Consider the following 18,772-nt stretch of genomic DNA (forward strand, 5'->3'; position numbering starts at 1 on the left):
GCATCAGCCGCGCAGCCGGACCAGCCGCCAGCGGTTGCTGCCGTCGGTGCGCTCGTAGGTGAGGTCGTCGAGCACCGCCTGGGCGAGCGCCAGCCCGCGGCCGCTCTCGCTGAGGTCGTCGGGCATGGACACGCGCGTGAGGTCGACGATGGCGGGCTTCCCGTCGTCCTCGAACAGCGCCACGATGCGGTCGTGCTGGCAGATCACGGTCATGGTGAACGTCACGGGATAACCCGCGCGCTCCCCCACCGAGACGCCGTGCTCGACGACGTTGCCCGCGATCTCCACCACGGCCGTCTCGAACAGCATCCGCTCCTCGTCGCTCACGTCGGACGCCTGGTCCCAGACCGCGGCGATCACCGCGTGCACGGCGCCGAGGCTCTCCTCGACGGCGGGCAGCGTGACGTTGGCGCGCACCGGCGGCGCCGGGTGCGTCATGCCCTCATCGGTCACGGAACACGCCCTCGGGCGAGTCGTGCACCGTGAGGACGCGGTTGAGGTTCGTGAGCTCCAGCACGGCCTTCACCTGCGCGTTCGGGCGGGCGAGCCGGAGGTCGCCGCCCGCCTGCCGGGCGCGCTTGAGACCGGAGACGAGGGCGCCGAGGCCGGAGGAGTCCATGAAGTCGGTGCCGCCGAGGTCCACGACGACGAACGGCCGGCCGCCGTCGATGACCTCGGTGATCACCGTCGTGAGCTGCCGGGCGGAGACCATGTTGAGCCGACCTGTGGGGCTGACGACGCTCACGTGCGTGCCCTGCTCGTTGACTGCGATGTCGATCATGCGTCCTCCTTGGCCGGCGTGAAGCCCCTGTAGCGGGCCGCACGGATGATGATGCTGAAGATCGCCAGGTCGAAGACGACCCACGCGAGGTTGGTGAACGTGCCGAGCGGCGTGGCCTGCCCGACCCCGAGGCGCAGCAGGCCGATCGCCGACGCGACGATCAGCGCGCCGATGACGTAGAGCTGCGGCTTCACGAGGTCCCACCGCGGCTTCCCGCTCGCGGCACGGACCTTCGGGGTGACCGCGAAGTCGAGGGGCTTGCGGAAGAACACGTTGGCGACGGCAGTGGTGACCGAGGAGATCCACACCGGGAACAGCGCGAGCGAGTACTGCTGGCCGCGCCAGGTGCGCTTGCCGCGGCCGACCACGGCGAACAGGAGCTGGTTGACGAGGAGGAACGGGATCAGTCGGATGAAGAAGTCCGTCGAGATCGCCTGCACCGGCAGCACGCCGAAGACGAGGTAGATGATGGGCGCGGCCACGTAGACGATGGCGGTGAAGCCGGAGAAGTAGCTCCACATCGTGGCGAAGTACATGAGGCGCTGCGGGATGGAGAGCGCCTTCTGCAGCAGCGGGTTCTCGCGGAAGAACACCTGGATCGTGCCCTGCGCCCAGCGGAGCCGCTGCGTGAGCATCGTCGGCAGGTCCTCCGGCGCCAGCCCGTAGGCGAGGACCTCGTCGTGGTACGCCGACTTCCAGCCGAGCCCGTGCAGGCGCATGCAGGTGGCCATGTCCTCGGTGACGGAGATGGTGGCCAGCGGCATGATCGACTGCGCGTCGTCGTCGCGGTGCACGTCGATGTCGCGGACGATCGCGCGCACCGCGTCGAGCGCCCCGAGCGGCGACCAGTCGCGCTGCGCGAGGCGCGTCATGGCGCTCTCGTCGACGAGCGACACCGCGTCGCGCGCGGCGGAGTGGCGGCCGGCGAGCGCGGCGATCTCGGCGAGGTCGGCGTTCAGGGCCGCCATGTCGTCCTGCACCATGCGCGCGGCGATGGAGTCGACGCGCTTCTGGAAGCGGTAGGTCACGTCCGCCAGCGCCTGGCCGCGGCGGAGCTCGGCGCGGGCGCGGCGCACGTCGTAGGCGACGTCGTCGAGGGCCTTGCGCAGCTCCTGCTGGTCGGGCTCGAGCTCCTCGCAGGCCTTGTCGATCACGTCGCCCGCAGTCCGGAGCGCGCGGAACACGGTGATCTCGATGTCCGTCACGTAGCGCGAGACGCCGAGGAGCATGAGGGCCTCGCGGCGGAGGATCGCGTTGGAGCCGCAGAAGAACGCCGCGTTCCAGCCGTCCTTGCCCTGCTGGATGGGGCCGTAGAACAGCGGCGCCTGGCTGCCGAGAGGATCCGCGTCCGGCACGTTCACGAACACCTGCGGCGTCTGCACGAGCGCCATGCGCCGGTCGTCGAAGTAGCCGAGGGTCTTGTCGAGGATCTCCGGCGTGGGCACCTGGTCGGCGTCGAGGATGAGCATGAACTCGCCCTCGGTCGTGAGCAGCGCGTTGTTGAGGTTGCCGGCCTTGGCGTGGCGGGCGCGGCCCGACCAGTCGGCCGAGCGGGTGATCCAGCCGATGCCCTCCGCCTCCGCCAGGTCGCGGAGCTCGGTGCGGTCGCCGTCGTCGAGGACCCACGTCTTGTGCGGGTAGGTGATGCGCTGGGCGGCGCGCGCCGTCTCCATCACGAGGTCGAGCGGCTCGTTGTACGTCGCGATGAACACGTCGACCGTGAGGCCCGGCTGCGGCGCGGGCGGCTTGGGCCGGTCGCGGGCCCGCCACATCGTGAGCCCGAACAGCAGCGAGTCGATGAGGCTGTACGTCTCCGCGAGCACGAGCGGGATCGCGATCCAGAGCGCCTCGGTGTTCACGGAGAACAGCAGCCGCCAGATGATGTAGTTCAAGCCGAGGATCGCCGTCACCACCACCAGGAGGCGGATGAACGCGAACCGCAGCGGCGACCTGCCCGTGGTCGGTGCGCGGTGAGTCGAGCGGCTCATGCGCGGCTCACGGCGAGGACGGTCACGTCGTCGAGCGGCGTGCCGGCGGAGGCGAGGATGCGGACGCGCTCGACGAGCGCGTGCACGCCGCCGGCCTCGGTCACGAGGCGGCCGATCGACCCGAACGCGGGCGCGCTGCCGCCGAACATGTCGAACAGGCCGTCGCTGAAGGTGACGAACGTGTCGCCGCGCCCGAGCACCACGTGGCGCTCCTCCCAGCGGTGGTCGACGTCGATGCCGACCGGCAGGTCGCTCGTGTCCAGGTGGGTGACGCTGCCGTCCGGGTGGACGACGATGGTCAGCCCGTGCCCCGCGTCGGCGTAGCGGAGGAGTCCGGAGGCCTGGTCGAGGTGCCCGTGCTGCAGCGTGACGAAGGATCCCGTGCGGTCGAGGTCGGCGTCGAGCGAGCGCGCGGCGTCGGTGACCATGAGGCCCGTGTCCTCGAGGACGCCCGCGCCGTAGCGGTCGGCGGTGCTCGCGATGCCGCGGAGGACGGCGCGGACGGTGGCCGTGAGGATCGCCGCGCCCGTGCCCTTGCCCATCACGTCGGCGATCGAGAAGCGGAGTCCGGACGCGGTGCGCTCGTAGTCGTAGAAGTCGCCGCCCACGACCTGCGCGGGCACGCACACGGCGGCGATGTCGTAGCCGGGGATCTCGACCTCGGCGGCCGGCAGCAGCGCCATCTGGACCGCCTGGGCGCGCTCCATCTCCGCGTTCGCGACGAGCTCGCGCTGCGCCCACTCGGCGAGCTCGGCGAAGAGCGCGAGCTGGCCGGCGTCGAGAGCGCGCGGCTCGACGTCGTACAGGCAGAAGGTGCCGAGGACGAGGCCCTCGGGGTCCCGCAGCGGATGCCCCGCGTAGAAGCGGATGTGCGGCTCGCCCGCGACGGTGGGCAGGTGCCGGAAGACGGGGTGGTCCCGCGCGTCCTCGACGACGAGGATCCGCTCCTCGCGCACCGTGGTGTCGCAGAAGACGGTGCTGATCGGCGTCTCCGAGAGCTCGGCGCCGGCGCACGACGCGAACCACATGCGGTCGTGGTCCGCGAGGCCGATGGTCGAGAGCGGCACGCCGAACGCCGTGCGAGCCAGGCGCGTGACCCGGTCGAAGCGCTCCTCGGGAGGTCCGTCGAGCAGTCCCAGGGCCTCGACGGCACGCTGCGATGCGCTCGACCGCGCGTCCTCGATCAGACTCATCCCCGCCCCCACCTCGCCGGCGTGGACCCCCGTCCACGACCCGATTCCACGGGCGCGCTCAGCTTACGTGCCCGGATCCATAGGGGGCGTACTAAGTAGCCCTACGCGGATGACATGAGTGGTCGTCCCAGTGGTGGCAGTGGCGGCTGCTAGCGTCGGGACAGGGATCGGGGGATCGCATGGCATCAGCACGACGACCGGAGCTGCCCTACCTCGACGGAATGCGGGGCGCCGCCGCCCTCGCCGTCGTGGCGTTCCACGCGTTCCTCTACACCGGGCTCAGCGGTCAGGCCTGGCGGGACCTGCCGCTCCTCGGGTGGATCACCGGCTACGGCTACCTCGGCGTGCCCGTCTTCATCGTCCTGTCGGGCTACGTCCTCATGCTGCCCGTCGCCGGCCGCCCGGGGCTCGACCTGCGGCACGGCACGGCGACCTTCCTCCGGCGCCGGGCCCGGCGGATCCTGCCGCCCTACTTCGCGGCCCTCGCGCTCAGCCTGCTGATGGCGCTCGCGATCCCCGTGATGCGCGACGGCGCCGGCACCGCGTGGGAGAGCGCGGCGCCCGCCACCCCCGCGGGCATCGTCTCCCATGTGCTCCTGCTGCAGGACGTCTCCCCCGCGTGGGTCAGCCAGGTGAACGCGCCGCTGTGGAGCGTGGCCGTCGAGTGGCAGATCTACTTCCTCATGCCGCTGGTGCTGCTGCCGCTCTGGCGCCGCTGGGGCGGGCTGCCCGTCGTCGCTGCCGCCACGATCGTCATGACCGGCGCGTCCCTCGCCGTCTTCGCCCCCTGGGCGTGCCCGTGGCTGCTGGGCCTCTTCGCCGCCGGGATGCTCGCCGCCGAGCTCACGGTCGGCGGTCGCCCGCGCTGGGCGTCCGACCGGCTGCTGCTCGCGGTGGCCGCGGGCGCCGCGGCCGTGCTGCTCCTCGGGATCACGGTGCTGCAGGGCAGCGTGTGGGCCGCGGAGCTCGTCGCCGGCGCGGGCTTCGCGTCGCTCCTCGCGTGGGCAGGCGGGCGCACGATGGCCGGATCCCGCCCGCGCGCGCTCGGCGCCTTCGTCACCCGTCCGGCGCAACGGCTCGGACTCGTCTCCTACAGCGTCTACCTCGTTCACGGCCCGTTCCTCGCGCTCGGCAACCTCCTCCTGCTGCCGCTCGGGCTGCCCACGGGCGCGCACGCGGCGCTGATGCTGCTGGTCGTCGCGCCGCTCGCGGTCGCGGCCGGCTTCGGCTTCTTCCACCTCGTGGAGCGGCACTTCCTCAACACGCGCCAGGTGCACGTCACGGAGGCGGCGGTTCCGGATGGGGTGCCCGTCTCGCCCAAGCCCGCGGCCTGACGCGGGTCGATCGGCCCGATCAGCCCGCCTCGGCGGTGCCCCCGCAGGGACTCGAACCCTGACCTGTAGCGATTTTAAGTCGCCCGTCTCTGCCAATTGGACTACGGGGGCGTCGGCGCCGAGGCGCTCCCGACAGCCTACGGTCGGCGGACGGATCCGGTCCGCCCGCGCATGACGACGGCCCGCACGCTGCTGCGTGCGGGCCGTCGAGAGTGGTGCGGGTGGATCAGGCCGAGGGCTTCTCGTCCGCGTTCTCCACGCTGGGCGAGGAGCTGTAGCTGCCCGCGAGCGCCGGGGACTTCTCGCCCTCGGTGGGCGCGTCGGCCTTCTCGTCGGCGGCCTTCTTGGCGGGCGCCTCCTCCTTCTTCGCGGGAGCGGCCGGCGCGGCGTCCGCGGCGGGACGCGGGCGCGACGCGAACGTCTCGAACGCGGTGCGCGGGGTCTCGCGCGCCTCGAGCGAGACGATGTCGCGGCCCCAGACCAGGTTGTTCACCCAGCCGGTGACGACGCGCGCCTTGCGCTCGAAGGACGGGATCGCGAAGCCGTGGTAGCCGCGGTGCATGACCCAGGCGGGGAAGCCCGTGATGCCGAGCTTGCCGGACTGGAACGCGCCCTGGTACAGACCGAGGCCCGCGACGGCGCCGAGGTTCTTGTGGAAGTAGTCGGTGATCCCCTCGCCGCGGAGGCTCGCGGTGAGGTTCTTCGCCATGAGCTTGCCCTGGCGGACGGCGTGCTGCGCGTTGGGCACGCAGAAGCCGCCGACGCCGCCGCCCGTGAGGTCGGGGGTGGCCGCCACGTCGCCGGCGCCCCAGGCGTCCGCGACGATGCCGTCGTCGCCCTCGACGCGACCGTCGGCGCGCACGCGCAGGCGCCCGCGCTCCTCGATCGGGAGGTCGGTGTTCTTGAGCATGGGGCTGGCCATGACGCCCGCGGTCCAGACGATGACGTCGGACTCGAACGACTCGCCGGTCGACAGCTCGACGACGCCGCCGACGGCGGACTTGAGCTGCGTGTCGAGGTGCACGAGCGCGCCGCGCTCGGCGAGGTTCTTCAGCACCCAGTGGCTGGTCTCGAGCGACACCTCGGGCATGATGCGGCCCATCGCCTCGATGAGGTGGAAGTGCGTGTCCTCGAAGTCGATCTCGGGGTACTTCTTCACGAGGTCGGTCGCGATGCTGCGCATCTCGGCGAAGACCTCGATGCCGGCGAAGCCGCCGCCGACCACCACGAAGGTGAGGAGGCGCTCGCGCTCGGGGCCGGCGGGCAGCGTGGCCGCGCGGTCGAAGTTGGCGAAGATGCGGTCGCGGATGGCGACGGCCTCCTCGATCGTCTTCAGGCCGATGGCCTCGTCGGCGACGCCCGGGATCGGGAACGTGCGCGAGACGCTGCCCGCGGTGACGACGATGATGTCGTACGCGAACTCGTACGGCTCGCCCACGGGCGGCGTGATGGTCGCGGTCTTCGACGCGTGGTCGATGCCGGTGACCTTCGCCGTGACGACGTTGGTGGTGCGGAGGTGGCGCCGCTGCGAGACGACCGCGTGGCGGGGCTCGATGGATCCGGAGACCACCTCGGGCAGGAACGGCTGGTACGTCATGTACGGCAGCGGGTCCACCATGGTGACCTCGGCCTCGCCGGATCGGAGGTGCGACTCGAGCTTCCATGCCGTGTAGAAACCGGCGTAGCCGCCGCCGACGATCAGGATTTTGGGCACGATGGATGACTCCCTGCAGGTTGTGGTCGAAATCAGGCTACCCCTTCCGGAGCAGCCTCCTGAAATGCCGCGATGCGACGACGGCCATGGCCGCCGCGAGCGCCGCGAAGACGGAGAGGACGAGGGCGGGGATCCCCACCTCGCGGAGCGCGCCGACGGTCGGCAGCGCGCCGGCCTCGGGGTCGGCGGTGGGGCCGTCGGCGGGCACCGCGGGCGCGGCGTCCGGGGTGGCGGACGCGGCCGGATCCGGCGTCGCGGCGGGCGCGCGGCGGTACAGGCGCACCCACTCCTCGAGGTCGCCCAGCGGCTTGCCGCTCGCGGGCGCGACGTCGGCCGTCACGGCGGCGGCCGCGTCGACGAGCCCGCGGCCGTAGATCTCCGCCTGGCCCTTCTGCCGGGCCGTGGCGAGCACGCGCTCCACGACGTCGTCGGCCTTGAGCTCCGGATGCGCGGCCCGCACGAGCGCGACCACGCCGGACACGAGGGGCGCCGCGCCGCTCGTGCCGCTCCACTGCACGTACCGACCGCCGGGCTCCACGCCGACGAGCTGCTCGCTGGGAGCGGCCACCGCGATGGTGATGCCCTGCGACGACGCGTCGAAGCTCGCGGCGCCCGAGCGGTCGACGCCCGCGACCGCGAGCACGCCGGGGATCGTGGCGGGCGCGCCCACCTCGGTCGTGCCGCTCCCCCGGTTGCCGGCCGCCGCGACGACCACGACGTCGTGCTCGTAGGCGTAGAGGAAGGCACGGTCCCAGCTCTCCGGCCAGTCGAGCGAGTTGCGCGTGAGGGACATGTTGATCACGCTGGCGCCGTTGTCGACGGCCCAGCGGACGGCGTCGGCGATCTGCGCGTCCTCGTCGCGCGCGCCCGGGGTCGGGCCGCCGAGCGCGACCGAGACGCTGAGCACGCTCGCAGCCGGGGCGACGCCGATGACGCCGGATCCGGTGCCCGTGCCGCGGCCCGCGAGGAGCGACGCGACCATCGTGCCGTGCTCGCTCGAGGCGCCGACGGGCTTCGTGCCGTCCGCGGATCCGACGCCCGAGACGTCCGTGCCGCCCGCGACCGCGCCGCGCAGGTCGGCGACCGAGGCGTCGACGCCCGTGTCGATGACGGCGACCTTCACGCCTTCGCCGCGCGTGGTCTGCCACGCCTGCTCGATGCCGTAGTCGGCGAGCCAGTACTCGCGCTCCCGCACCGGATCCGCGTGGGCGGGCGTCGCGGAGGGCAGCACGGCGACGAGGGCGAGGATCCCGACGGCGGCCGTTCGCGTGAGACGGCTCCCGGGCCGGGTCGACGCGCGCGGGCCGGACGCCGGGGTCATGCCGCGTCGGGGTCGGCGCACTCGCAGACGTCCGGCGACCACGAGGCCCGGGCCAGCGCGATGTCGCCGATGGGGTTCACGCCGGGACCCGCGGCGAGCGCGTGGCCCGCGAGGGCGTGCAGGCACTTGACGCGCACGGGCATGCCGCCCGCGGAGACGCCCGCGAGCTCGGGCACCACGAGGATCGACTCGCGGTCGGCGAGGTAGGACGCGTGCGCGGCGGCATAGGCGTCGCGCAGCGCCTCGTCCTCCGCCAGGTCGTCCTGCAGCTCGGCCATGACGTGCTCGGCCTCGAGGTGCGAGATGGCGGCGGTGGCCGCGGGGTGGCACAGGTAGTACAGCGTGGGGAACGGCGTGCCGTCGGTGAGGCGAGGCGCCGTGCTCACGACGGTGGGGTTGCCGCAGACGCAGCGGGCGGCGATGCCGACCACGTCGCGCGCCGGGCGGCCGAGCTGGGCGGTGACGACGCGCACGTCGCGCTCGGAGGGCGGGTCGAAGGGGGGTCGGGTCACTGGTCGCCTCCCTGGACGGATCCCTGGAGCTGGTCGGGCGGGGTGTCGCTGAGGGCGCTGGTGAGCGCGGAACCGAGCAGGGCCTGCACCCAGTCCTGCTTCGTCTCCTGCAGGTCGGCGCTGATGGGAGCGCCGTCGGGCGTGGTGGTGGCGGCGTCGCCTGTCGCGGCCGGCAGTCCGCGGACGAGGTAGCTCGTCTCGCCGGGCATGACGTAGAAGAGGCGATCCCGGACCTGCGCCTTGAGGAAGGCCGGATCGTCGTAGCGGGCGCGCTGGTCCTGGAGCTGGGCGATGGTGCCCTTCTGGGCGTCCACCGCGCTCTGCAGGCTGCTGAGCTGCTGCCGCTGCTCGAGGTAGATGCGGAGGCCGGGGGCGAGCACCACCACAGTGAGGACGAGCAGCACGAGCACCATCACGGAGAAGCCGGAGAAGCGCATGCTGCGGAGCCAGTTGCCCGCGGGGGCGTCGCCGTCGGGCAGCGCCACGGGGACGCGCTCGGTGCGCGGACGCGGAGCGCGTCGGGCGCGGAGGGTGTCGAGGCCGGGGAAGCGGGCCATCGGTCCTCCTTCGTGTGCGGATCGGGTCGTGGGGGGGGGGGGGAACGGCGATCCGCCCGCGCCGGGTGGGCGCGGGCGGATCGGCGTGATCAGGCCTGGAAGCGCGGGAAGGCGCTGCGGCCGGCGTAGACCGCGGCGGCGCCGAGGTCCTGCTCGATGCGGAGGAGCTGGTTGTACTTCGCGACGCGCTCGCTGCGGGCGGGGGCGCCGGTCTTGATCTGGCCCGCGTCCACCGCGACCGCGAGGTCGGCGATGGTCGTGTCCTCGGTCTCGCCGGAGCGGTGCGAGAGCACCGTCGTGTAGCCGCTGCGCTGCGCGAGGCTGACCGCGTCGAGCGTCTCGGTGAGCGTGCCGATCTGGTTGACCTTCACGAGGATCGAGTTGGCGACGCCGCGCGTGATGCCGTCGGCGAGGCGCTTCGGGTTGGTGACGAAGAGGTCGTCGCCGACGATCTGCACCTTGGAGCCGAGCTCGGCGGTGAAGTGGTCGTAGCCGGCCCAGTCGTCCTCGTCCAGCGGGTCCTCGATGGTGATGAGGGGGTAGGACGCGACGAGGTCGGCGAAGTACGCGGTGAGGTGCGCCGCATCCACCTTCTGGCCCTCGAACGTGTACGCGCCGTCGGAGAAGAACTCGCTGGACGCCACGTCGAGGCCGAGCGCGATCTGCTTGCCTGCCGTGAAGCCCGCGGAGTCGATGGCCTCCATGAGCAGGTCGAGCGCGGCGCGGTTGCTGTCGAGGTTCGGCGCGAAGCCGCCCTCGTCGCCGAGGCCGGTGGAGAGGCCCTTCTTCTTCAGCAGGCTCTTGAGCGCGTGGTACGTCTCGACGCCCCAGCGCAGGCCCTCCGAGAAGGTGGAGGCGCCGACGGGGAGGAGCATGAACTCCTGGATGTCGACGTTGGTGTCCGCGTGCGATCCGCCGTTGATGACGTTGAGCATGGGGACGGGAAGCGTGTGCGCGTTCGGGCCGCCGAGGTAGCGGTACAGGGGCAGCTCGGCCGAGTCGGCCGCGGCCTTCGCGACCGCGAGGGAGACGCCGAGGAGCGCGTTGGCGCCGAGGCGGGACTTGTTCTCGGTGCCGTCGAGCTCGATCATCGTGGCGTCGATGATGCGCTGGTCCGCGGCGTCGAGGTCCTGGATGGCCGGGCCGATCTCGTCGACGACGGCGGCGACGGCCTTCTGGACGCCCTTGCCCAGGTAGCGGCCCGCGTCGCCGTCGCGCAGCTCGTACGCCTCGAATGCGCCGGTGGATGCGCCGGACGGGACGGCGGCGCGGGTGAACGTGCCGTCCTCCAGGAGCACCTCGACCTCGACGGTCGGGTTGCCCCGGGAGTCGAGGATCTCGCGTGCGTTGACTGCTTCGATGGCTGCCACGGATTGGTCTCCTTGCGTTGCGGTGAGGGGTGGGAAGTCGGGTCCATCCTAGCCGCGGGGTCATTCCGGGCCGCGGGCGGCGAGGCCCGCGCATGTGTCGCGCAGGTGACGGATCAGCCGCGCGGTCCTCCGTCGAGCGGGCGCTCCTGGAGGGAGGCGGCGTCCGCCGTGTCGGCGTCGACGGAGGCGAACGTGCGGAAGCCCTGCTGCTTGAGCGCCTCGAGGAGCGGCGCGACGTTCTTCGGGCGCGGCTCCAGGCGCACGCGACGACCGGACCTGACGAGCTCGGCCTTGAGGCGCGCGAGCACGGCGACCGGGGTGCGCCGGTCGTGCACGAGCGCGATCGCGTCGGCGTCCTCCGCCGCGGGCAGCACGGCCAGGTCGACGATCCGCTCGAAGCCGATGGAGAAGCCGGCCGCGGGCACGTCCTGCCCGAGGAATCGGCCGATCATGCCGTCGTAGCGGCCGCCGCCGCCGACCGAGCTGCCGGAGGCGGGGTGCGCGATCTCGAAGATCGTGCCCGTGTAGTAGCCCATGCCGCGGACGAGGGTCGGGTCGAAGCGGAGCGTGACCCCGTCGGGCAGGCCGACGAGCGCGCCGGCGAGGGTCTCGAGGTCGGCGATCGCGTCGGGGTCGACGCCCGCGGGGAGGATCCCGGTGATCGCCTCGGCCGTGAGCGGCACGCCGCCGTCGGCGAGCGCGGGCTCGATGCGCTCGAGGATCCCCCCGAGCACGGCCGCCGCGTCCGCGCCGCCCTCGGCGAGCTCCGCCACGACGCCCGCGGCGCCGATCTTGTCGAGCTTGTCGATGCTGATGAGCGCCTGCGCCTGGCGATCGGGCGCGAAGCCGCAGAAGCCGAGGATCCCGGCGAGGATGCGGCGGTCGTTCACGCGGATGGTGCAGCCGGTGAGGCCGAGGGCCGCGAGCGTGGCGGCGGTCGCGGAGATCAGCTCGACCTCGGCCAGCTGCCCGGCCTCCCCGATGATGTCGATGTCGCACTGCATGAACTGGCGGTAGCGGCCCTTCTGCGGCCGCTCGGCGCGCCAGACCGGCGCGGCCTGGATCGACCGGAAGACGCCGGGGAGCTCCGCGCGGTGCGAGGCGTAGAAGCGCGCGAGCGGCACCGTGAGGTCGAAGCGGAGCCCGAGGTCGGAGAGGGCGAGCACGTCGCCTGCGTCGGCGGCCGCGTGCAGGTCGTCGCCCGAGAGGCCGCGCTTCAGCACCGAGTAGGCGAGCTTCTCGTTGTCGCCGCCGAGGCCCGCGTGCAGCCGGCCGGACTCCTCCACCACGGGCGTCTCGATCTCGTCGAAGCCGTGCGCGCGGTAGGTGCGGCGGATGATCGCGAGCGCCTGCTCGCGGCGGGCCTTCTCGGCGGGCAGGAAGTCGCGCATGCCGCGGGGCGGCGTGATCTGCTGGGGCATCCCCCGATTCTGTCAGGCGACGGGCGGCGTCCCCGCCCCGGGCGCACCGGGCGCCCCCGGGCCCGCGGCGAGGTCGAGCCACGGCTGGATGCGCGGGGTGAACGCGTCGATGAGCGCCTCGAAGCCGCGCATGGCCCGGTCGCGGTCGCCCGAGATCACGAAGTCGAACTGGAGGCCGTACGACCCGGCCCGCAGGAGGTCGGCGGTGTCGAGGGCGACCTCCTCGGGGACGCCGTGGGCGCGCATCCACTCGAGCCCGAACCGGCGCCACGCGGTGACGCTCGCGATGGCGTGCGGCCGGACGACGCCGTCGCGCGTGCGGAGGAGGGCGGCCTCGAACTCGAGGCGCTGGAAGTCGCGGTTGACGTCGGTGAGTCGCCAGCGCCACGCACGCGTGGCCCACTCCCGGAGCTCGTCGGGCCCGATGACCCGCGGGTCGCCCTCCACCATCTCGGCCTGGCGCTGGTCGATGGCGTCCATCGCGGCCTCGAGCAGCCGCTCCTTGGACCCGAAGTGGTAGACGAGCACGAAGGTGCTCTCGCCGAGCGCGTCGGCGAGGCCGCGGAAGGTCACCGACTGGAGCGGGTGCGCGCGCAGGTGGTCGAGGATGTGTGCCAGCAGGTCCTGGCGGCGGTGCGGATCCGGGGCTGCCACGCCTCACCATAACAACTGTGATGGACGGGCGGCGAAGGCCGTTACCGTGTGATCGCCCAGGTCTGTCCGCCGTCTCCTTCGGGTGGAGGCGACGGACGCGGCCGCTCGGGATCGGGTAAATCCCGGGCGATGCCCCCGCGGGCCGGAGCTCGCCTCAGGCGGTCCGGCCCGCGCCGGGGGACACGTCGGCGGCGTCGGTCCCGCTTTCGCCTGCATGCGGCTCCGCGGTCTGGATCTCCGCGGCCTGGATCTCCGCCGTCTGGATCTCCGCCGTCAGCGACCGCAGCGTCGTCCGCAGCGCGCGCTCCGCGTCGAGGCCGCGCGACCTCGCCGAGACCACGACCGCGAGCAGCAGCCGGCCGAGGTCGTCCTCGTCGTCGACGGGGATCGCGGCCGGCGCGTCAGCCTCGAGCAGGCCGACGCGCTCCGCCCGGCCGAGCAGCTTGTCGGCGAGCGCGAGGGACGGCATGCCCATCGGGATCCCGTCGACCACGCTCGTGCGTGCCGACTTCTCGCGGTCCTTGGCGGCGCCCCAGACGCGCAGGACCTCCTCCACGGTGTCCGCGCGCTCGTCGCCGAAGACGTGCGGATGGCGGCGCACCATCTTCTCCGTGGCGGTGCGGGCGACGTCCGCGAGGTCGAAGCCCTCGCCCTCGGTGCGCGCGATGTCGGCGTGGAAGACCACCTGGAGCAGCACGTCACCGAGCTCCTCGCGCATGCCGGGCACGTCGTCGGTCTCGATGGCCTCGACGAGCTCGTGGCTCTCCTCGAGGAGGTACGGGACGAGGGTCCGGTGCGTCATCTCCCGGTTCCAGGCGCACCCGTCGGGGGCGCGGAGGACGGCCATCGCGGCGGCGAGCTCGGCGACGGCGGCGGACGCGGCCTCGGATCCCGGTTCGGCGGCGGATGCGGACGGGGACGCGGGCTCGCTCATCCCGACATCCTCGCACCGGGCCGCCGGTAGGCTGGGGTCCGGTGTGCCGGGAAGTCTGGTCGGCGGCGGGTGACCGTCTCCCCATCCACCGACCCCGGAAGGCCCCATGACCTCCCTCATCCGCTCCGAGCGCGTCGCCGCCGGGCTCCTGCTGCTCGCCGCCGTCGTCGGCCTCGTCGTCGCGAACACGCCGGCCGGGCCCGGTCTCCTCGCCTGGGCCGACGGGCACCTGGCGATCCCCGCGATCGGCGTCGACCTGTCGATCCGGCACTGGGTCAGCGACGGCCTGCTCGTCGTCTTCTTCTTCATCGTCGCGGTGGAGCTCAAGCACGAGTTCCTGGCGGGCGGCCTGAACAGCGTCTCCGCGGCGCTCGTGCCCGCCATCGCCGCGGTCGGCGGGGTCTTGGTGCCCGCGGGCGTGTACCTCGCGATCACCGCGGGCAGCGGCTTCGAGCGCGGCTGGCCCGTGCCGACCGCGACCGACATCGCCTTCGCGCTGGGCGTCCTCGCGGTGTTCGGCCGCGGGCTCCCCGCGGCCGTCCGCGTGTTCCTCCTGGCACTGGCCGTGCTCGACGACCTCATCGCCATAGGGATCATCGCGGTCTTCTTCACGACCGACCTCGCGATCGTGCCGCTCGTCATCGCCGCGGTCGGCGTCGTGCTCTTCGCCGTCGTCGGCCGCCTCGGCGTCGGGCGCACGGGCGCCGCGCGGATCGCCGTGGTCGCGCTGCTGGTGCTCATCGCCCTGGTGACCTGGTGGGCGACGCTCTCCTCCGGGATCCACGCGACCATCGCGGGCGTCGCGCTCGGCTTCGCGCTCCCCCGCCTCTCCGGGCTCCGCGCCGCGCACGCGCTGGAGCCCTTCTCGAACGGGATCGTCCTGCCGCTGTTCGCGTTCTCGGCCGCGCTCGTCGCGATCCCCGCGGTCGGCCTGGCGGAGCTCGCGCCCGCGTTCTGGGGCATCGCGCTCGCGCTGCCGCTCGGCAAGCTCGTGGGGATCACGGCGGGCGGGCTGCTCGGCGCGTGGGTCGCGCGCCGCCGCGGATCCGCCGGCGGCCTCGCCGTGGCCGACCTCGGGACCGTGTCGCTCCTCGGCGGCATCGGCTTCACGGTGTCGCTGCTGATGAGCGAGCTCGCGTTCGCGGGCCTCGACGAGGTGCGCGACGAGGGCACGCTCGCGGTGCTGCTGGGATCCGGCGTCGCGATCGTCGCGGCGGCCGTCACGCTGTCGATCCGCAGCGGCCGGGCACGTCGCGACGGCGCGGCCTCGGAGGAGGACGACGCGACCCGCGACGACTTCCCGGCGCACGCGGGCGACGGACCGGCCCGCGCCTAGGCGCGACCGGCCCACCGCCGATCACGCCTTGGGCGCGGACTCCTTCGCGGCCGGCGCCGGCTCCACCGTGAACACGGCGTCGAGCAGCTGCCGCACCCAGTCGACGAGCTCGGCATCGGGCAGCGGCTCGCCGTCGCGCTTGGGCAGCGGCACGGTCACGGCGTTGGTCTGCGCGAACAGCCGGCTGCCCGGGTACATGCGCTGCAGGCGCACCTGCTTGCTGTCGGCGAGGTCGGCCGGCGCGATGCGCAGGTTCGGCCCCATGGCGACGACCTCGCTGAGCCCGGCCCGCTGCGCCACGCGACGCAGGCGCGAGACCCGCACGAGGTTGTCGACCTCCACGGGCGGTTCGCCGTAGCGGTCGGACAGCTCCTCGATGACCCGGTCGATCTGGTCGTCGGTCGCCGTGGGCGACGCCGCGGTGGACAGCTTCTGGTACGCCTCCAGGCGCAGCCGCTCGCTGTCGACGTACTCCTCGGGGATGTGCGCGTCCACCGGCAGCTCGAGCCGCAGCTCGGTCTGACCCTCGGCGACGTCGCCGCGGAAGGTGGAGACGGCCTCGCCGATCATCCGCAGGTAGAGGTCGAAGCCCACGCCCTGGATGTGGCCGGACTGCTCGCCGCCCAGGAGGTTGCCTGCGCCGCGGATCTCGAGGTCCTTGAGCGCGACCTGCATGCCGGATCCCAGCTCGTTGTTCGCCGCGATGGTGGACAGCCGGTCGTGCGCCGTCTCGGACAGCGGCTTGTCGGCGTCGTAGAGGAAGTACGCGTAGGCGCGCTCCCGCCCGCGGCCGACGCGACCGCGCAGCTGGTGCAGCTGGCTGAGGCCGTACTTGTCGGCCCGGTCGATGATGAGCGTGTTCGCGTTCGCGATGTCGAGGCCGGTCTCGATGATGGTGGTCGACACGAGCACGTCGAACTTCCGCTCCCAGAAGTCGACGATGACCTGCTCGAGCATCGCCTCGCTCATCTTGCCGTGGGCGACGGCGACGCGCGCCTCGGGCACCAGCTCGGCCAGCTCAGACGCGACCCGGTTGATGCTCGACACGCGGTTGTGGACGAAGAACACCTGGCCCTCGCGCAGCAGCTCGCGCCGGATGGCGGCCGCGATCTGCTTCTCGCTGTTCGGGCCCACGAAGGTGAGGATCGGGTGCCGGTCCTCCGGCGGCGTCGCGAGCGTCGACATCTCGCGGATGCCCGTGACCGCCATCTCGAGCGTGCGCGGGATCGGCGTGGCAGACATCGCGAGGATGTCGACGTTGGCCTTGAGCTTCTTCAGCGCGTCCTTGTGCTCGACGCCGAACCGCTGCTCCTCGTCGATGATGACGAGCCCCACGTCCTTGAACGCGATGTTGCCGGTGAGCAGGCGGTGCGTGCCGATGACGACGTCGACCGAGCCGTCCTCGAGGCCCTTGACGGTCTCGCGCGACTCCTTCTCCGACTGGAAGCGGCTGAGCTGGCGCAGGTGCACGGGGAACCCGGCGAAGCGCTCCGAGAAGGTCTCGAAGTGCTGCTTCACGAGGAGCGTCGTGGGCACGAGCATCACGACCTGCTTGCCGTCCTGCACGGCCTTGAACGCGGCGCGCACGGCGATCTCGGTCTTGCCGAAGCCGACGTCGCCCGAGACCAGGCGGTCCATGGGGATGGGGCTCTCCATGTCGCGCTTGACCTCGTCGATGACGGTGAGCTGGTCCGGCGTCTCCATGAACGGGAACGCCTCCTCGAGCTCGCGCTGCCACGGGGTGTCCGGCGGGAAGGAGTGCCCGCGCGACGCCATGCGCGCGGAGTAGAGCTTCACGAGCTCGACCGCGATGTCGCGGACGGCCCGGCGTGCCTTGCCCTTCGCCGCGGCCCAGTCGCTGCCGCCCATCTTGCTGAGGGCGGGCTCCTCCCCGCCGACGTAGCGGCTGAGCAGGTCGAGCTGGTCGGTGGGCACGAAGAGCTTGTCGCCCGGGTAGCCGCGCTTCGAGGGCGCGTACTCGATCACGAGGTACTCGCGGCGGGTCTTCACGGCGTTGCGGCCGCCCGACGAGACCTCGCGCTGCGTGAGCTCCACGAACCTGCCGATGCCGTGCGTGGTGTGCACGACGTGGTCGCCCGCCTTCAGCTGGATGGGGTCGACGACGTTCTTCCGCCGGGTGGCGAGCTTCTTGACCTGGCGGCTGTCGTAGCCGGCCGCGCGCCCGTAGAACTCGCTCTCCGTGAGGAGCGCGAGCTTGACCTCGGGCATCTCGAAGCCCGCGTCGATGGCGGAGCGGAGCAGGTAGGCGATGCCGGGCTCGGGCTCCGCGGGGAATTCCTCGACCACGCGCGCCGGGACGCCCGCCTCGCGGAGCACGGTGTCGGCGCGCTCGACGAGGCCGGATCCCTGGGCCACGACGCCCACGCTCCAGCCGTCGGCGAGGCGCTGGCGCACGTGCTCGATGGCACCGTCGGCGTTGCCCGCGAAGCTCGGCACGGGATCCGCCTGGATGCGCACGGTCATGACCTCGTCGATCCCGAGGTCCTCCGGCAGCACGTCGGTGGCCTGGAAGCCCGACAGGGTCCACCAGCGGCGCGGGCCGCGGGCGTCGCGCAGGCGCCCGAGCGAGAGGAAGTCGCCGGACGCGAGGTCGATGGGCGCCTGCGCGCCCGCGGTCGCGGCGTTCCACGCGGCGTCGAGGAACTCGCGGTTGGTGTCGGCGAGGCTCTGGGCGCGCGTGGACACCCGCTCGGGCGAGACGACGGCGATGGCCGCGTCGACCGGCAGGTAGTGCGTGACCGGCACGAGCCGGTCGACGAGCGCCGGGGCCAGCGACTCCATGCCCTCGACCGGGATGCCCTCGGCGATCTTGGCGAGCATCTGCTGCAGGTTGGGGAACTCGTGCTGCATCTCGCGAGCGCGCTGGCGCACGGGCGCGCTCAGCAGCAGCTCGCGGCTCGGTGGCAGCTCGACCGAGGTGATCTCCTCCTCGAGCGAGCGCTGGTCGGCGACCGCGAACGGCCGCATCTGGTCGACCTCGTCGCCGAAGAACTCGACGCGCACGGGGTGGTCGGAGACGGGCGGGAACACGTCGAGGATGCCGCCGCGCACCGCGAACTCGCCGCGGCGCGTGACCATGTCGACGCGCGAGTAGGCGAGGTCGACGAGCCGGACGGCGAGCTCGGACAGGTCGTGCCCGCGGCTGCCCGTGGCGAGCTGCACGGGCGCGAGCTCGGTGAGGTTGTCGGCGACGGGCTGGAGGGCCGCGCGCACCGAGGCGACGATGACGAGCGGCCGCACCTGGTCGGCGGGCACCTCGCGCGCACCCTGGCCGAGCGCGGCATGCCACTGCTCCATGCGGCGCAGCGCGTGGATCCGCTTGCCCACGATCTCGGCGCTCGGGCTGAGCCGCTCGTGCGGCAGCGTCTCCCACGCCGGGAACTCGAGGATCTCGGCGTCCGGCAGCACCGCGTCGAGGCTGCGGCGCATGCCCTCGGACTCCCGACCGGTGGCGGTGACGACGAGCAGGCACCCCGGGATGCCGCGCTGGATGCGCTGGCGCAGGAGCCCCGCGAGCAGCGGCCCCTGGAGCCCCTCGGTGAGGGAGAAGTCGGCGTCGCGGGAGGCCGATGCGAGGGCGTCGTCGAACGTGGAGGCGCGCGAGAGCGCCGGGATCAAGCCCTGGAGGATCACCAG

Annotated in this window: 15 protein-coding genes and 1 tRNA gene; 2 read left to right on the forward strand and 14 right to left on the reverse strand. The window is 72.8% G+C overall.

Going from position 1 to position 18,772, the window contains the following annotated elements; all coding sequences use genetic code 11:
• Positions 1-3: 3 nt before the first annotated feature.
• The 4 genes from FGD68_RS13685 to FGD68_RS13700 are packed head-to-tail and all read right to left on the reverse strand — an operon-like array spanning position 4 to position 3,962.
• The gene (locus FGD68_RS13685; protein WP_237609567.1) at positions 4-453 is read right to left on the reverse strand and encodes an ATP-binding protein; all 450 of its coding nucleotides are present in this window, start codon (positions 451-453) and stop codon (positions 4-6) included.
• Positions 443-781: an STAS domain-containing protein gene (locus FGD68_RS13690; protein ID WP_104234944.1), complete on the reverse strand. Its 339-nt coding sequence runs from the start codon at positions 779-781 to the stop codon at positions 443-445. The genes FGD68_RS13685 and FGD68_RS13690 overlap by 11 nt, the downstream gene beginning before the upstream one ends.
• Positions 778-2,769 carry a glycosyltransferase family 2 protein gene (locus FGD68_RS13695; protein ID WP_119373377.1) on the reverse strand — a complete coding sequence of 664 codons (1,992 nt, stop codon included), beginning with the start codon at positions 2,767-2,769 and terminating at the stop codon, positions 778-780. The genes FGD68_RS13690 and FGD68_RS13695 overlap by 4 nt, the downstream gene beginning before the upstream one ends.
• Positions 2,766-3,962 carry a PP2C family protein-serine/threonine phosphatase gene (locus tag FGD68_RS13700; protein WP_119373376.1) on the reverse strand — a complete coding sequence of 399 codons (1,197 nt, stop codon included), beginning with the start codon at positions 3,960-3,962 and terminating at the stop codon, positions 2,766-2,768. The genes FGD68_RS13695 and FGD68_RS13700 overlap by 4 nt, the downstream gene beginning before the upstream one ends.
• A gap of 179 nt (positions 3,963-4,141) precedes the next feature.
• On the opposite strand from FGD68_RS13700, the gene FGD68_RS13705 reads away from it, so the two are divergent.
• A complete protein-coding gene (locus tag FGD68_RS13705; RefSeq protein ID WP_237609568.1) occupies positions 4,142-5,296 on the forward strand; it encodes an acyltransferase family protein in 1,155 nt (384 codons plus the stop codon).
• Positions 5,297-5,332: 36 nt separating this feature from the next.
• On the opposite strand, the gene FGD68_RS13710 is transcribed toward FGD68_RS13705, so the two are convergent.
• From FGD68_RS13710 to FGD68_RS13750, 9 genes are all read right to left on the reverse strand, one after another.
• Positions 5,333-5,407, reverse strand: a tRNA-Leu gene (locus FGD68_RS13710).
• Positions 5,408-5,522: 115 nt separating this feature from the next.
• Positions 5,523-7,010 carry an NAD(P)/FAD-dependent oxidoreductase gene (locus FGD68_RS13715; RefSeq protein WP_237609569.1) on the reverse strand — a complete coding sequence of 496 codons (1,488 nt, stop codon included), beginning with the start codon at positions 7,008-7,010 and terminating at the stop codon, positions 5,523-5,525.
• Positions 7,011-7,047: 37 nt separating this feature from the next.
• A complete protein-coding gene (locus tag FGD68_RS13720; protein ID WP_237609570.1) occupies positions 7,048-8,331 on the reverse strand; it encodes a S8 family peptidase in 1,284 nt (427 codons plus the stop codon).
• A complete protein-coding gene (locus tag FGD68_RS13725; RefSeq protein WP_086522571.1) occupies positions 8,328-8,843 on the reverse strand; it encodes a DUF501 domain-containing protein in 516 nt (171 codons plus the stop codon). The genes FGD68_RS13720 and FGD68_RS13725 overlap by 4 nt, the downstream gene beginning before the upstream one ends.
• Positions 8,840-9,400, reverse strand: coding sequence for an FtsB family cell division protein (locus tag FGD68_RS13730; protein WP_043588659.1), 561 nt, complete (start codon positions 9,398-9,400; stop codon positions 8,840-8,842). The genes FGD68_RS13725 and FGD68_RS13730 overlap by 4 nt, the downstream gene beginning before the upstream one ends.
• Positions 9,401-9,489: 89 nt before the next feature.
• Positions 9,490-10,770, reverse strand: a complete 1,281-nt coding sequence (eno, locus tag FGD68_RS13735) for a phosphopyruvate hydratase (RefSeq protein WP_043588661.1) — start codon at positions 10,768-10,770, stop codon at positions 9,490-9,492.
• Between the two features lie 113 nt (positions 10,771-10,883).
• Positions 10,884-12,191, reverse strand: a complete 1,308-nt coding sequence (gene hisS / locus FGD68_RS13740; protein ID WP_119373048.1) for a histidine--tRNA ligase — start codon at positions 12,189-12,191, stop codon at positions 10,884-10,886.
• Between the two features lie 12 nt (positions 12,192-12,203).
• The gene (locus FGD68_RS13745) at positions 12,204-12,845 is read right to left on the reverse strand and encodes a TetR/AcrR family transcriptional regulator (RefSeq protein WP_104234951.1); all 642 of its coding nucleotides are present in this window, start codon (positions 12,843-12,845) and stop codon (positions 12,204-12,206) included.
• A gap of 154 nt (positions 12,846-12,999) precedes the next feature.
• Positions 13,000-13,779, reverse strand: coding sequence for a MazG family protein (locus FGD68_RS13750; protein WP_119373047.1), 780 nt, complete (start codon positions 13,777-13,779; stop codon positions 13,000-13,002).
• Positions 13,780-13,885: 106 nt separating this feature from the next.
• On the opposite strand from FGD68_RS13750, the gene FGD68_RS13755 reads away from it, so the two are divergent.
• Entirely contained in the window at positions 13,886-15,115 is a 1,230-nt protein-coding gene (locus FGD68_RS13755; protein WP_147361654.1) for a Na+/H+ antiporter NhaA, read from the forward strand.
• Between the two features lie 21 nt (positions 15,116-15,136).
• On the opposite strand, the gene mfd is transcribed toward FGD68_RS13755, so the two are convergent.
• Positions 15,137-18,769 carry a transcription-repair coupling factor gene (gene mfd / locus FGD68_RS13760; RefSeq protein ID WP_119373170.1) on the reverse strand — a complete coding sequence of 1,211 codons (3,633 nt, stop codon included), beginning with the start codon at positions 18,767-18,769 and terminating at the stop codon, positions 15,137-15,139.
• Between the last annotated feature and the right edge of the window lie 3 nt (positions 18,770-18,772).

It is taken from the genome of Clavibacter californiensis, from assembly GCF_021952865.1.
GTDB lineage: Bacteria > Actinomycetota > Actinomycetes > Actinomycetales > Microbacteriaceae > Clavibacter > Clavibacter californiensis.